Source organism: Actinoallomurus sp. CA-150999, assembly GCF_050942425.1.
Taxonomy (GTDB): domain Bacteria; phylum Actinomycetota; class Actinomycetes; order Streptosporangiales; family Streptosporangiaceae; genus Actinoallomurus.
The window spans coordinates 1,584,186-1,597,374 of the sequence record NZ_CP192063.1 but is presented as its reverse complement, the minus strand read 5'-3'; the positions used below and the strand labels follow the sequence as shown (position 1 = coordinate 1,597,374).

General features: G+C 70.2%; 13 protein-coding genes. 3 read left to right on the top strand and 10 right to left on the bottom strand.

Going from position 1 to position 13,189, the window contains the following annotated elements:
• Positions 1-66 precede the first annotated feature (66 nt).
• From ACQP2O_RS07600 to ACQP2O_RS07580, 5 genes are all read right to left on the bottom strand, one after another.
• Complete coding sequence (locus ACQP2O_RS07600; RefSeq protein WP_433181187.1) at positions 67-705, bottom strand: response regulator; 639 nt, start codon at positions 703-705, stop codon at positions 67-69.
• A complete protein-coding gene (locus ACQP2O_RS07595) occupies positions 702-1,883 on the bottom strand; it encodes a sensor histidine kinase (RefSeq protein WP_433181185.1) in 1,182 nt (393 codons plus the stop codon). Before ACQP2O_RS07595 ends, ACQP2O_RS07600 begins: the two co-directional genes overlap by 4 nt.
• A gap of 3 nt (positions 1,884-1,886) precedes the next feature.
• Positions 1,887-3,518, bottom strand: a complete 1,632-nt coding sequence (locus tag ACQP2O_RS07590) for a substrate-binding and VWA domain-containing protein (protein WP_433181183.1) — start codon at positions 3,516-3,518, stop codon at positions 1,887-1,889.
• A 150-nt stretch (positions 3,519-3,668) separates the two neighbouring features.
• Entirely contained in the window at positions 3,669-4,340 is a 672-nt protein-coding gene (locus ACQP2O_RS07585; protein ID WP_433181182.1) for a DUF4245 domain-containing protein, read from the bottom strand.
• Positions 4,324-4,911, bottom strand: coding sequence for a TetR/AcrR family transcriptional regulator (locus ACQP2O_RS07580; protein ID WP_433190958.1), 588 nt, complete (start codon positions 4,909-4,911; stop codon positions 4,324-4,326). Before ACQP2O_RS07580 ends, ACQP2O_RS07585 begins: the two co-directional genes overlap by 17 nt.
• 231 nt (positions 4,912-5,142) lie before the next feature.
• Between ACQP2O_RS07580 and glpX the strand changes: the two genes are divergently transcribed.
• A complete protein-coding gene (gene glpX / locus ACQP2O_RS07575; protein ID WP_433181181.1) occupies positions 5,143-6,177 on the top strand; it encodes a class II fructose-bisphosphatase in 1,035 nt (344 codons plus the stop codon).
• A gap of 47 nt (positions 6,178-6,224) precedes the next feature.
• Here glpX and ACQP2O_RS07570 read toward each other — a convergent pair whose 3' ends face one another.
• The 4 genes from ACQP2O_RS07570 to ACQP2O_RS07555 all read right to left on the bottom strand — a co-directional run bounded on the left by ACQP2O_RS07570 (position 6,225) and on the right by ACQP2O_RS07555 (position 10,307).
• Complete coding sequence (locus ACQP2O_RS07570; RefSeq protein WP_433181179.1) at positions 6,225-7,145, bottom strand: carbohydrate ABC transporter permease; 921 nt, start codon at positions 7,143-7,145, stop codon at positions 6,225-6,227.
• The gene (locus ACQP2O_RS07565; protein ID WP_433181177.1) at positions 7,142-8,101 is read right to left on the bottom strand and encodes a carbohydrate ABC transporter permease; all 960 of its coding nucleotides are present in this window, start codon (positions 8,099-8,101) and stop codon (positions 7,142-7,144) included. Before ACQP2O_RS07565 ends, ACQP2O_RS07570 begins: the two co-directional genes overlap by 4 nt.
• Before the next feature lie 10 nt (positions 8,102-8,111).
• Positions 8,112-9,365, bottom strand: a complete 1,254-nt coding sequence (locus tag ACQP2O_RS07560; RefSeq protein ID WP_433181175.1) for an extracellular solute-binding protein — start codon at positions 9,363-9,365, stop codon at positions 8,112-8,114.
• A 336-nt stretch (positions 9,366-9,701) separates the two neighbouring features.
• Positions 9,702-10,307, bottom strand: a complete 606-nt coding sequence (locus ACQP2O_RS07555; protein WP_433181173.1) for a DUF1707 SHOCT-like domain-containing protein — start codon at positions 10,305-10,307, stop codon at positions 9,702-9,704.
• A gap of 53 nt (positions 10,308-10,360) precedes the next feature.
• Between ACQP2O_RS07555 and ACQP2O_RS07550 the strand changes: the two genes are divergently transcribed.
• Together ACQP2O_RS07550 and ACQP2O_RS07545 are read left to right on the top strand one after the other, a co-directional pair.
• Complete coding sequence (locus ACQP2O_RS07550) at positions 10,361-11,296, top strand: ABC transporter ATP-binding protein (protein ID WP_433181171.1); 936 nt, start codon at positions 10,361-10,363, stop codon at positions 11,294-11,296.
• Positions 11,289-12,071 carry an ABC transporter permease gene (locus tag ACQP2O_RS07545; protein WP_433181169.1) on the top strand — a complete coding sequence of 261 codons (783 nt, stop codon included), beginning with the start codon at positions 11,289-11,291 and terminating at the stop codon, positions 12,069-12,071. The genes ACQP2O_RS07550 and ACQP2O_RS07545 overlap by 8 nt, the downstream gene beginning before the upstream one ends.
• A gap of 90 nt (positions 12,072-12,161) precedes the next feature.
• Here ACQP2O_RS07545 and ACQP2O_RS07540 read toward each other — a convergent pair whose 3' ends face one another.
• Complete coding sequence (locus tag ACQP2O_RS07540; RefSeq protein ID WP_433181167.1) at positions 12,162-13,187, bottom strand: CU044_5270 family protein; 1,026 nt, start codon at positions 13,185-13,187, stop codon at positions 12,162-12,164.
• Positions 13,188-13,189: the final 2 nt, after the last annotated feature.

Genomic DNA, 13,189 nt, shown 5'->3' with positions numbered 1-13,189 from the left:
CGCCGCCTTGCCGCGCATCGCCGTACGGGCCGTACGGACGGTGGGGTGAGACGGCGGGCGCGGCGGTCAGGAGCTCGCCGTGCCCAGCCAGCGGGCGATCGCCGCCGCCCTCGTTCGCACGCCGAGCTTCGCGTAGATGCGGCTGACGTGGTTCTTGACGGTCTTCTCGGAGAGGACGAGTTCGTCGGCGATCTCGACGTTCGAGCGTCCCTGCGTGATGAGCCGCATCACCTCGACCTCCCGCGTGGACAGGCCCAGGCACTCGTCGCCCGCCGGTGAGGCGCCCGACGCGGACTGCAGCGTCTGTACCACGACGCGGGCCGCGACCGCGGACAGCGGGTTGGCCCGGCCCGCGACCACGTCGCGGATCGCCACGACGAGTTCGTCCGGGGAGAAGGACCCGTGGATGAGGTAGCCGACGGCGCCGGCCTGGATGGACGAGCGGATCGACTCGGAGTCGTCGCTGTAGGAGAGCATCAGCACCTTGGTGATGGTGCTGAGCGTCCGGGCCGCCCGTACGCCGTCGACGTCGGGCATGCGCACGTCGAGGAGCACGAGGTCCGGGCGCAGCTGCCGCGCCAGGTCGATGGCCTGCCGGCCGTCTCCGGCCGTCGCGACCACCTTGACGTCGTCGGCGGTCTCGAGCAGGGCCACGAGCCCCATGAGGACCACCGGGTTGTCGTCCGCCACCATGACGCTGATCATCGAACCGTCTCCCGTGCTCGGTGAACCTCCGGCAGGCTGACCGTGAGGGTGCTGCCTTTCCCGGGCGAGGACGCCAGCGTGAGTTCGCCGCCGACCCGCCTGGCTCGTTCTCCCATTCCGACGACCCCGTAGTGACCGCCCCGCGCCAGGTCGGCCGTCAGGTCCGCCATCTCGGGCGGGCATTCGAAGCCCTTCCCGTCGTCGCGCACCCACAGCCGCACGCCGCGGTCGTCCGTGGTCAGGCCGACCTGCACCGTCGTGGCGGCCGCGTGCCGTTCCACGTTGGTCAGCGCCTCTTTCAGGATCGCCAGTGTCTCCGCTCGCCGGACGGGCGGAAGCTCCACGTCGTCCTCGGTGACGACCACCACCGTGACGCCGGTGCACGCCGCCCAGTCCTCCGCCATCTGGCGGACGGCCGCGGCGAGGGGCCGGCTCTGTCCGCCGTCCCGCAGGCCGGCGATGAGCTCGCGGGCCTCGGCCACCGCGACCTTCGCACCGGTGGCGATGTTCTGTGCCTCCTGTTCGGCGCGCTCCGGTGACTTGCGCACCCAGGCGGGCAGCGCGGCCGCCGAGAGCGCGACGCCGTGCAGCGTCTTGGCCAGTGAGTCGTGCATGTCACGGGCGAGCCGCAGGCGTTCCTCCGCGGACGCCGCCACCACCTCGGCCCTGCGGCGGGCCTCCTCCGCCTCGGCGAACTGCACGAGCAGCCGGTGCACGGCGACGCCGATGCACCCCGCCACCGGGTAGAAGACGGGCAGCGCGACCACCGCCTGGAGGTTGACGCTCTCGATCGAGCGGGCGGCGAGGTCGTACAGGGCGATCTGCAGCGCGCAGACGAACAGCAGTCCCCGCCACTCGTACAGCACTCCGGCGAGAGCCGACGTGACCACGCTGAACAGGAAGTACGGACCGAAGGCCCCGGCGGCCTGCAGCACGAGGTAGGCCGCCGCGGCGTCCACGGCGAGCGTGACCGGCGTGCGGGCCAGCAGCGGCAGCAGCCGCCGGGGCACCTGGGCGACCGCGAGCGAGACCGCGGCCACGACGCCCATCGGGACGAGCACCGTGGGGGTGAACTGCTCGCTCGGCACGAGGACCACGGCCATCGCGAGCAACAGCAGACGCGCGTACATCAGCAGCCGGACGGTAACGCTCAGCCGCGAGGACAGAGTGCCGTTCATGGGTCACTGGGAACAGCGCAGGTCGTCCTTGACCCGCAGCGGGATGGCGCACCGGAACAACGTCATGATCTGCCGATCGTTCTGGATGTTGTAGGCGGCGCCCTGCGTGGCCTCGGCGATCTTCTTGAGCGGCGCCATCTTGATGCCGTTCCCGAAGGCCAGGAAGGTGATGTTCACCTGTTGTTCCGGGTCGAAGTCCTTCTTGAGCTCGGCCACCAGCCGGTCCAGTGAGATCTTGTCGTGCTCGCCGGTGGCGCCGCCGGTCAGGACGAGGACCTCGTTGAGCATGCCGGGCCGGTAGTTCCGCGACAGTTCGCGGTACGCGTCGAGGATCGCGTCGTACAGGCCGCCGTCTCTCCCCTTCTGCGCCCTCAGCCCGGAGATCTGCTTCTGCAGCCGTGCCCTGCGGGTGCCGCCGGTTCCGATCTCCTGCAGCCGGCCGACCTCGACCAGCCGCCGGTACGGGCGGGAACGGGCGCCGGGGAAGGACCACAGCCCGAACTCGGTGTCGTCGTCCAGCAGCGAGAAGCCGTTGTTCAGCGACTCCGCCATCATCTGGGTACGCGTGCCCGACCCCATGCGGGCGAGCGTGGCGTCCGACACGTCGACGAGGGCGAGCGCCCGCAGACTCGTTCGCATCTTCCGCCACGTGTCGCGCATCGCGCGTGCCGCTCCCGGGCTCGTCACCGGGAGTACGCGCGGCGCGGCGGCCGGCAGGCCTGCGGAGACGAGCCGGCCCGCGGCCCCGTCGGGCGTACGGAGCCAGGCGTCGTGCAGCCGGGCCGCTCCGTCGGGCGAGCGCAGCGCGGTGAGCAGGCCCGCCGCGATCCGCTTGCGCTCCCGGTCCGTGGTGAGGGCGACGTACGGGAAGTCGAGCACCGGCGCCGCCTGCGGGTAGACCGCCGCGACCTGGCGTCCCTGCTGCCGCTGCCGCCAGATCGTCTGCTCCGAGAGGGGCAGCACGGGCGGCTCGCCCTGGTCACCGAGGGCGTTGACGGCCTCCGTGGGATCGGACGACGGCTTGACGTCCTCCAGCATGCGGCTGAACGCCTGCAGCCCGGCCGTGCCGTTACCGGCGGCGGACGAGAGCGCCAGCAGCGACGCCATCCCCGTCGCGGACGGATCGGGGTCGAGCAACCGCAGGCGGTAGGTGTCGTCACGGAAACCGCCCCAGCCCTGTTTCACCAGGGCGGACCCGTAGTGCTGGGCGCCGGTCGGCGTCATGGCGAACACGACCGGAGACGAGGCCACGGACGTCGCGGAGCGGACCGCGGGATCCTTGACGCCGTCGAGCCACAGCGAGGAGTCGGCGATCCAGACGTCGGGCCGGGCGTCGGCCGTCGTGTCACCGGCGGCCAGGACCCGCGCCGTCTGCGCGGAGTCGCCGGTCACGACGTTCACGTCGGCGCACTTCGACGCGTTGTAGCGGGTCGCCACTTCGGTCACCGCCGCCGCGATGGCCGGATCGGCCGTCACGGTGAGGGTCCGGTCCTGACACGCCGTGTGGTTACGGTAGACGAGCCAGCCTCCACCGCCGAGGGCAAGTCCGACGACGAGGGCGACGGCCGCCGCCATGCTCGTGCGTTCGCGTCCGCTCAGGGACGTGAATCGCCCGCCCGCGGAATCCGAAAGCACTTCATGTTCTGCGAATGAGGAGTCCACCGTGGTGTGTCTCCATGGGGAGGTGTGTGCCTGCATTGCCTTCCGCAAGCGCGACGATCAGTAGGGTCCCCATAGCCCCACAAGCTACATGAATTTCCCCGCTACCGGGGGGTTACGGACATCCTAGGAGTGGCTCTTCGGCTGCGGTTTGAGCGAGCCCGCCAGCATGGCCAGTTCCTCGTACGAGGCCGTACCGGTGACGACCAGCGTCACGCCGGGCAGCCGCCGCACCAGCGACCGCTGGTGCTTGTCCTTCCGGAACGTCTTGTCCCAGGTCGCACCGGCAACCGGCAGGGAGCCGTCCGGCTTGCCCTGGCTCGTCATGCGGGCGACGAACCCGGCGCTGCCGTCGGGTCCCTCATTGCTCTCCTCGAGCGCGGCATACTGCTTGTCCGGCGTGTAGAAGCCGAGATGCCAGCCCACCGGGCCGTTCGCCCGGCCCGTCAGCCGCGAACTCGTCGGGTACCACTTCGGGCCCAGCCCCTGGGGCGCCTGCACGGTGAACGGCGCGATCGCCACCAGGCCGTTCATGTCGCCGCGGTAGTCCACCTGCGGCGTGGCGCTCTGGTTGCGCCGGGGGGTGACCAGCAGCACGAACCCGACGATCACCAGGCAGGAGAGCATCGCCATCGCGAACCCCGGAAACCCGGACATGAGACGCCGGTACACCGACGGCGACACGACGATGGGCCCCTCGCCGGCCGGCGCCTGCTCCGGGGAGACGGTGCTCACCGGCGACTCCGGGGAGGTGACGGGGTCGTTCGTCACCGGGGCCGTCTCACGGCCTTCGCTCACGCCGGCCCTCCAGACTAGAAATGATCACGAGCACGTCGTCGGCCAGCCGCCGGGAGACCTCTTCGTCCTCCGACAGGGCCACCTCCGCGACGGCGCCCGACACAGCGCCGGTCAGCACGACCACGAGCGCCTCGTCGACGTCGCCGTCGCCCGCGTCGAAGAGCGCGGCGTTGCGCCGGGCCCAGGTCCGCAGCCGGTCGTGCAGCACCCGGTCGAACCCGGGCGGGCCGTCACCGGACACGAACAGCCGGGACAGGTCCGGCTCGGCGAGGCAGCCGTCGAGGTAGGCGCGCGCCCCCGCGATGAACAGGCGCATCGGGTCGGCCTCGCCCGCGTCGCGGGCCGTGTGGACGGCCTCGCGCGTGCGCTCCTGCTGGCGGGCCTGGAACTCGCCGAAGAGCGTCAGGTAGAGATCGGCCTTGCCGCTGAAGTGGTGGTAGAGGCTGCCGACGCTGGCCCCCGCCTTGGCGACGATGTCGGTGACCGCCGCCTGGGCGAACCCGGCCTCGGAGAACACCTCGCGGGCGGCCTGCAGCAGCGCGCTCCGCGTGGCGGCGCCTCGATCCGACATACGCGAAACCGGTTCGACGCTCACTGGCGCGCTCCTCGTCGGGTCGGGGCCGGGCGGAACACCCGCCGGGCGGACGGCCCGCCGGCCGGCGTCGGCCGTTCGCCGGCCTGCCACTCGATGTCGCTGCTCATGACGGCCCTAGATTACGCCCTGTCTGCTCGGAAATACGATCGGAGGAGACCCGCCGGGGTGACCCGTCAGGTAAAGCCCGCAGGAAAGGCCCGGATCGCCATGACTGAAGAAACGACCGTATCGTCCCCGCTGGCCACCGAAGCCCACGCCCCCGACCGCAACCTCGCCCTGGAACTGGTACGCGTGACGGAGGCGGCGGCGATGGCCGCGGCCCGATGGGTCGGGCGGGGTGACAAGAACGGTGCCGACGGGGCCGCCGTGAACGCCATGCGGCAGCTCATCAACACCGTGTCGATGAACGGCGTCGTGGTGATCGGTGAGGGTGAGAAGGACCACGCGCCGATGCTGTTCAACGGTGAGCAGGTCGGGGACGGCAGCGGCGCCGACTGCGATGTGGCCGTCGACCCGATCGACGGGACGCGGCTGACGGCGCTGGGGCAGAACAACGCGATCGCCGTGATCGCGGTGGCGCCCCGGGGCACGATGTACGACCCGTCCGCCGTGTTCTACATGGAGAAGCTGGCGACCGGGCCGGAAGCGGCCGACGTGGTGAACATCGAGGCGCCCGTCGCCGACAACATCCGCGCCGTCGCCCGGGCCAAGGGCTGCTCGGCCGGTGACGTGACGGTCGTGATCCTCGACCGGCCGCGGCACGAGGGCATCGTGAAGGAGATCCGCGAGGCGGGGGCGCGCATCAAGTTCATCACCGACGGCGACGTGGCCGGCGCGATCATGGCGGCCCGTGAGGGCACCGGCATCGACCTGATGCTGGGCATCGGCGGCACCCCGGAGGGCATCATCGCCGCCTGTGCGATCAAGGCCCTCGGCGGCATCCTCCAGGGCAAACTGTGGCCGAAGGACGACGCGGAGCGGCAGAAGGCGATCGACGCCGGGCACGACCTGTCGCGGGTGCTCACCACCGACGACCTGGTGACCTCCGACGACGTGTTCTTCGCGGCGACCGGCATCACCGACGGCGAGTTGGTCGAGGGCGTCCGGTACGGCAAGGGGATCACGTCCACGCACTCGCTGGTCATGCGCTCGCGCAGCGGGACGATCCGCCGGATCAAGAGCGAGCACCGGCTGTCCAAGCTCCGGGCCTACTCCGCGATCGACTTCGACGCCGCCTCCTGAACGTACGGAGCGGGGGCGCGACCGCCCCCGCTCCGTTCCCACGGCGGTTACTTCACCGAGCCGGCGGTGAGGCCGCCGATGAGGTAGCGCTCGATGAAGACGAACAGGACGACCACCGGCACGATCGCGATCAGCGAGGTCGCGAACAGGTACTGCCAGTGCTGCTGGTACGACGTGACGAATCCGGGGACGGCCACGGTCAGCGGCTGGCGGTCGGGGGACGACGTGATCGTCAGGGCGACCACGTACTCGTTCCACGCCCCGATGAACGTGTAGATCACCGCGGTGACCAGGCCGGGCAGGGACAGCGGCAACGTCACCCGGGTCAGCGCCTTGACCTTGCCCGCCCCGTCCAGGTAGGCGGCCTCCTCCAGCGCCTTCGGGATGCTGGAGAAGTACCCGTGCAGGATCCACACGCAGAACGGCAGGTTGAAGGCGGCGTTGACCAGGATCAGCCCGAACAGCGTGTCGGTCAGGTTGAGCGCCACCATCTCGCGGTAGATGCCGATCACCAGCGCGGTCGGCGCGAACATCTGGGTGACGAGCACGAGCAGCAGGAACGCGCCACGCCCGCGGAACCGGTTGCGGGCGGTGTAGTACGCCGCCGGCAGCGCCACCGCCAGTGCGATCAGCGTCGCCGCGGCGGCGACGATGAGCGACACCTGCATGTTCTTCCAGATCGGCGCTGCTTTCCACACGTTGACGAAGTTGGCGAAGTCCCAGTGCTTCGGAAAGAACGTGGTCGGCGACTTGGTCAGCTCGCGATCGGGCTTGAGCGCGGTCAGCGCCATCTCCAGGTACGGCGCGACGAAGACGAACGCGACCAGGTAGCCGACACAGGCGAGGAGCGCCCGGCGGGCCATCTTCGACCAGTCGACCCCGGCCGATCGCCCCGCCTGTCTTCCCCGACCAACCGACCCCGACCGACCTCCCGGCCCCTGCCGGCGCGGCGTGCTCAGGCTGCTCATGCTTCCGCCTCCCCGCGCCAGCCGACGACCCGCAGGTACACCAACACCAGGATCAGGATCAGCGCGAAGTTCACGACCGCCATCGCGGCGGACTCCCCGACGTCACCGGTGCCGGTGAAGGCGAGCTTGTACATGAAGGTCGTGCTGGTGTCGGTCTTGCTCCCCGGCCCGCCCCCGGTCATCGCGTAGATGATCGGGAAGGAGTTGAAGACGTTGATCACGTTGATGATCGCCGCGACCAGCAGGGACGGCCGCAACAGCGGCAGCGTGATGCGGAAGTACGTCGTGGCGCGGCCGGCGCCGTCGACCCGGGCCGCCTCGTAGACATCGCCCGGGACGGTCTGCAGGCCGGCCAGGATGACGAACGAGGTGAACGGCAGCGAGACGAAGACCGCCACCCACATCATCCACATCAGTGCCTGCGTGGGGTGCGACAGCCAGTTCACCGGGTGATCGGTGAGCCCGACGCCCTGGAGGATCTTGTTGACGACCCCGTAGTAGTAGTTGAGCATCCACTTCCACGTCAGCGCGGTCATCAGGACCGACGCGGCCCAGGGCACGATGACCGCCCAGCGCACCACGCGCCGCCCCGGGAAGCGGGCGTTGAGCAACTGCCCGAGCGCCAGCGACACCACGATCGTCACCACGACGACGCCGACCACCCACACCACGGTGCGCAGCAGCACGCTGACGAGGTCTGGCTCGTCGAACAGGTTGTGGTAGTTGCCGGTCCCGCGGCTGCCGAGCGTCGCCCCGGACGAGCTGATCCTCAGCAGCGACGTCCGGACCATCTCGATCACCGGCCACAGGACCACGGCCCCGATCAGGATGACGGCGGGGCCGATCCACGGAAGCGGGGCGAGTGCCCGGCCGAACCGGCGGAGGGCGCTCGTCGACGGCGGCGCCGGCACCGGGGCCGTGGCCCCGGCGCCGCGCGCCTCAACGGTGTCGTGCACGGGCGGTCCGTCAGCCGTTCTTCTGCGCGGTCTGCTGGAGGCCACTCAGGACGCTCTTCGGGTCGCCGGTGATGGCGGTGCCGAGCTTCTCCTTGATCGTGTTCGCCAGCGGTCCCCAGGCGGCGTTGCCCGTGGGGTAGAACTTCGCGTTCGGCAGCGCGTCGATGAACGGCTTGTCGTACGGCACGGCGCCCGAGATCACGTCGCCCGCCGACTTGGTCACCGGCAGGAAGCCTTCTTCCTTCTGGAAGTTGGCCACGTTGTTCGTCTGGTAGAAGAAGTTCAGGAACTTCGAGACGGCATCCTTCTTCTTACCGCCGTTGTTCTTGAACGCCACCAGGAAGTCCTGCACACCGAGCGTGCTGGACGCCGAGCCGCTCTTGCTGGGCAGCGGCGCGATGCCGTACGGCAGCTTGGCGTTGACCTTGTTGATGAAGCCCGCGGGCATGAACACCGCGCCGTTGAGCATGCCGATCTTGCCCTGCGCGAACTCGTTGAAGACGTCCTTACGGTCGGTCGTCTCCGGGTTCGGCTGCGTGAGGCCGCTCTTGGTCAGGCCCTTGAGGTAGTTGACCGTGTCCACGTTGGCCGGGCTGTCGATCGCCCAGTTGCCGGACTGGTCGACGTAGCCGCCGCCGTTGTTCATCGCCCACATGAAGAACTCGGCCTGGGACTCCTCGGCACCGAGCGGCAGACCCAAGGGGAAGACGCCCTTCACCTTGTCCTTGATCTTCTGAGCGTCGGACTGAACGTCGGCCCACGTCTTGGGCGGCGTGGTGATGCCGGCCTTCTGGAAGACGTCCTTGTTGTAGAAGAACAGCCGGACGCTGGACAGCAGCGGCGCGGCGTACTGGGTGCCCTTGTACTTGTCGCCGTCGATGAACGACGGGAGGATGTCGCTGGACACCTGCGGGGACAACACGTCCGAGGTCGGGAAGAGCAGACCGTCCCGGGCGAAGTCGGCGAACGCGTTGTAGTTCAGGATGTCGGGCGTCTGCTTCGTCTGGACGTAGGTCTTCACCTTGGCGTCCATCTGGGTCCAGTCGACCATCTCCAGGTTGACCTTGTAACCCTTGTTCTGTGCCTCGAACGTCTTGATCAGACTGTCCCAGAGGCCCTTGGTCTTGTCATCGTAGATCGCGGCGACGAACCTGATCGTCTTATTGTCACCGCCACCGCCGGACGAACTGCCCTTGCTGCAGCCGGAAATACCGAGGGCCACCGTGAGACCCGCGGCGATGGCGCCCATGAGATGCCGTTTCACCTGTCCCCGCCTTCTGCTCCTGCATCGGCTCCGGGGCCACGCGGGTGCGCGCGACGTCCCCGGTCACTGTCTTCTGATGGGTTCGCCAATCCCCCGGCCCGACCCCTCGACCGTCACCCTTCGAGCAGCCGTTTGGCGTGGCACAGCTGTGCGGCTCGCGCCGCCGCCTCCTTTCACGGGCATGAAAGGTTCTGCACGATTGAGCCGCTGATTGAGCAAAATCGCGCATGGCTCTGAACGATAGGAGCTGGTCCGTACCAGTTCAAGAGGCGGCAAGGGGAGGAGTCTTAACCGTTATCGAACGGGCCATGACCTGCTGGTCTTGCCGCAGCCTCGTCACGGGCGGCGGCGGGCCACCCGCCAGCGCCGGCGCCGCTTGGGCGTACGGGCGCCCACCGATCCGAGGACGACCACGCCGCTGACCTCCACCACCGGGGCGTCGTCGGCGTACGGCGCCCGCACCCGCAGGTCCCGCGAACCGAGGACGGAGCGGCCGGTGAACTCCACGCGCACCCCCTCCGGGACGACGAGACGGAGCCGCCCGCCGAACATCGCCGCCCGCACGACCACGTGCCGGCGCTGCAGCAGGGCCTCCCGCAGGTCGATCTCCACGGTGCCGAACAACGCGGACACCGGGAGGCTCACCGGCACCACCCAGCGTCCGCCGCGCCGTACGGTGCCGAAGAGGGCGACCAGCGGGCGGTGCTCGATCTGGATCGGCTGCTGCTCGGCCGGGGTCAGATCGGCGGTCAGCTCGGCCAGTTCGCCCAGCGTACGGGCGGTGTACGCGCCCTCGACGCGCTCGGCGTGCTCGTCGACGGTCAGCCGGCCGTCGCCGTGGGCGTCGCGCAGCAACTCGACCACCCGTTCCCGGTCGGCGTCGGAGGCGCGCAGGTCACGCGCCGGCACGTGCTGCTCGTTCGGTTTCCACGGCAACTCCACGGCTCGACGATATTCGCTGGCGCGCGGTCGGGGGCGCTTCGTAGCGTGGGCTCATGGCGGACCTCCCGGCGATCACCCTGCGCGACGTCGTCAAGCGGTACCGCGACAAGGACGGATCGCAGATCAGCGCGGTCGACGGGCTCACCCTGGAGGTCCCGGCCGGTGTCTGCTTCGGGCTGCTCGGCCCGAACGGCGCGGGCAAGTCGACGACGATGCGGATGCTCACCGCCCAGTCCCGCGCCGACGAGGGCGAGATCACCGTCCTCGGCCATCCAGTCCCGGCCGGGTCCAAAGAGGCGCGCGCGCTCATGGGCGTCGTACCGCAGACCGACAACCTCGACGAAGAGCTCACCGTCCGGCAGAACCTCGAGGTCTTCGCCCACCTGTACCGCGTGCCCCGGGCCGAGCGCCGCCCGGCCGTCGACCGCGCCCTGGAGATCGCCCAGCTCGCCGGCCGCGCCGGGACCCGCGTCGTGAACCTCTCGGGCGGCATGCGCCGGCGGCTCCTCGTCGCCCGCGGGCTCGTGCACTCGCCCCGCCTCGTCCTGCTCGACGAGCCCACCGTCGGCCTCGACCCGCAGGTCCGCGCCGACCTGTGGGGGCTGATCGCCGGGCTGCGCGACGAGGGCACGACCGTGCTGATGTCCACGCACTACATCGAGGAGGCCGAGCGGCTCGCCGACACCTGCGCGCTGATGTCCGGCGGCCGGATCGTCGCCCAGGGCAGCCCCGGAGACCTCATCGCCCATCACGCCGGCGGCAGCGTCGAGGAGCACCACGGCCCGCCCGACCGGCTCGCGGAGATCGAGGACCTCGTACGGCGGGCCGGCCTGCCCACCTGCCGCACCGGCCCGACCGTGTCGGTGCTGCGCGCCGAGCACATCCCGCCCTCGCTGGCCGACGCCCTCGGCAACGGAGATCGGGTCGTACGGCGGGCGGCCAACCTCGAGGACGTGTTCGTCGTCCTGACCGGAGAGAACGTTGGCTGACACGAGACTCCGCAGATTCGAGTGGGCGCCGGTGCGCGGTGTCTGGCGGCGGGAGCTGGCGCTGTTCCGGCGCTACTGGACCTCCACGTCCTTCGCCGCGACCGTCGAACCGACGATCTACCTGCTGGCGTTCGGCTTCGGGTTCGGGTCGCTGCTGGGGAGCATCGCCGGCTACCGCTACGTCGACTTCGTCGGCACGGGCGTCGTGGCGACCGCGTCCCTGTTCACGTCCGCGTTCCCCGGGATGTTCAACACCTACATCCGGCGCACCTACCAGCACTCGTACGACGCGGTACTGGCGACGCCGGTGGACGTGCACGAGCTCGTGGCCGGCGAGACGTCGTGGATCGCGGTCAAGGGCGGGCTGTTCTCCTGCGTGCCGCTGCTGGTCGCGCTGGCCTTCGGCCTGCCTCCGGCCGCCGGCATGCTCGTCGTACCGGTCTTCACGATCCTCACGGCGATCGGGTTCGCGCTGTTCGGCGTCTGGATGTCCACGGTCGTCCCGTCGATCAACAGCTTCGACTATGTGATCACCGGGGTGCTCACCCCGATCTTCCTGGTCGCGGGCACGTTCTTCCCGATCGGCGGGCTGCCGGGCTGGGCCCGCACGGCCGCCCGGTTCAACCCGCTCTATCACTGCGTCGAGCTGGTCCGGCACGCGGCGTTCGGCTTCCGGCCCCTCGCCGACCTCGGCCACATGGGCGCGCTCGCGCTGTTCGCCGCGCTCATGTGGGTCCTCGCCGTACGCGGCATGCGCCGCCGCCTCATCGATTGAAGGACGACGGCACCGTCCACGGCGTCGGCTGACAGCGGTGGTTCGGGTCCGGCCGCGACCGGGCCGGACCCGAATTCCGTATGGCGTCCGCTAGAGGCGCTGTCCGGGCTTGTCGACGACGCCGGCCGCGAGGCGCACGGCCAAGACGTCGATCGTTCCCTTCTTGACGGTCCAGGAACCGGACTTGCCGGTGCCGGCATCGCCCGTGTGGTCCTTGACCGCGATGGACCGCTCGCCCAGGAAGGCGTACGTCTTCCGATCGAACAGGATTTCACTCCGCAGCCAGCCCTCGTCGACGCGGGAGACGGCGAGAGCCGGACGCCCGTCGACGTCCAGCGCCTCCTTGTTGAGCGTCACTCCGGAGATCTTCGCCATCGCCCGGTAGACCGTCGCCTCCTGCTGCGGCGGCACGACACCGTTGTTGTTGAGCAGTGAGCCGAGGAGGTCGAAGACATGGCCGTCGCGTTCGTCCGCGGTGTCGCCGGGGACACCCTGCCGGCGGAACCATGCCAGCAGCGCGTCCGGGTCACGTGGCAGGGCCGACAGGGAGGTATAGCCGACAGGGGGCACCCCACCGCCCGACGGGCCGATCAGCAGTTTGCCGTGATCGTAGAAGGCCGACCTCCTGCCGTCGCCCCGGTACCAGGTCCGACGGATCTGTGTCTTCAGCGGCGTCTTGGACGTCTGGACCTTCCCGATCGGTGGATTCCCGGGAGAGGTGTACCGCGTCTCGGTATAGACCCACTGGTCGGCGCGGGGAGGTTGGTGCGGGCGGGCCTGTGCATTCTCGGCCGCCTGGGCCAGCACCGTCTGGGCGTTGGCCACCGAACCGGCGGGCAGGCCGGGCACGACCGGGCGAGGGTGGCCGTTCTTGTCCGTGCCGCCGAGGTTCTGCGCCACGGTGACGCCGGCCGCGATCGTGACGGCCAGCGCGCCGACGGCGGCGATCCGCAGGCCCATCCGGGGCAGCCGGAACCGGCGCGCACGCCGGGGCGTCGTTCCGGCCGTACGGGCGGAGGCCCGCTCGAGGAGGGCGGCGCGCGCCGCCGCGTGCGCGGTCGCCGACGGAGGTGCCGGGCGGTCCCAGGCGTCGCGGAGCGTGGTCAGGTCGTCCATCG

Bases quoted from the DNA above. Each gene is read 5' to 3' on its own strand.
- ACQP2O_RS07600 (WP_433181187.1), bottom strand. From the start codon at position 705: ATGATCAGCGTCATGGTGGCGGACGACAACCCGGTGGTCCTCATGGGG.
- ACQP2O_RS07595 (WP_433181185.1), bottom strand. From the start codon at position 1,883: ATGAACGGCACTCTGTCCTCGCGGCTGAGCGTTACCGTCCGGCTGCTG.
- ACQP2O_RS07580 (WP_433190958.1), bottom strand. From the start codon at position 4,911: ATGTCGGATCGAGGCGCCGCCACGCGGAGCGCGCTGCTGCAGGCCGCC.
- glpX (WP_433181181.1), top strand. From the start codon at position 5,143: ATGACTGAAGAAACGACCGTATCGTCCCCGCTGGCCACCGAAGCCCAC.
- ACQP2O_RS07570 (WP_433181179.1), bottom strand. From the start codon at position 7,145: ATGAGCAGCCTGAGCACGCCGCGCCGGCAGGGGCCGGGAGGTCGGTCG.
- ACQP2O_RS07550 (WP_433181171.1), top strand. From the start codon at position 10,361: ATGGCGGACCTCCCGGCGATCACCCTGCGCGACGTCGTCAAGCGGTAC.
- ACQP2O_RS07540 (WP_433181167.1), bottom strand. From the start codon at position 13,187: ATGGACGACCTGACCACGCTCCGCGACGCCTGGGACCGCCCGGCACCT.